General features: G+C 66.3%; 1 protein-coding gene. It reads left to right on the top strand.

Annotated features, from left to right (window positions below; translation table 11 throughout):
• Positions 1–243, top strand: a 243-nt coding sequence (locus ACN0S5_RS23605) for a biotin carboxylase N-terminal domain-containing protein (RefSeq protein ID WP_417211691.1), incomplete at both ends; no start/stop codon positions are given.

Here is a 243-nt window from a genome sequence, read left to right as displayed (position 1 = left end):
CGATTCACCCGGGCTATGGCCTGCTGTCGGAAAACCCCGATTTCGTGGATGCCTGCGTGGCCGCGGGCATCACCTTCATCGGGCCAAAGGCGGAAACCATGCGCGCCCTTGGCGACAAGGCCAGCGCCCGCAAGGTGGCGATCAAGGCCGGCGTTCCGGTGATCCCGGCGACCGAGGTGCTGGGCGACGATTTCGACGCCATCGCCAAGGGGGCCGAGGAGATCGGCTATCCCCTGATGCTCA

Origin of the sequence: Antarctobacter sp. (genome assembly GCF_048262615.1) — a bacterium.
Lineage (GTDB): Bacteria > Pseudomonadota > Alphaproteobacteria > Rhodobacterales > Rhodobacteraceae > Antarctobacter.
This window is presented reverse-complemented; position numbering and strand designations above follow the sequence as displayed.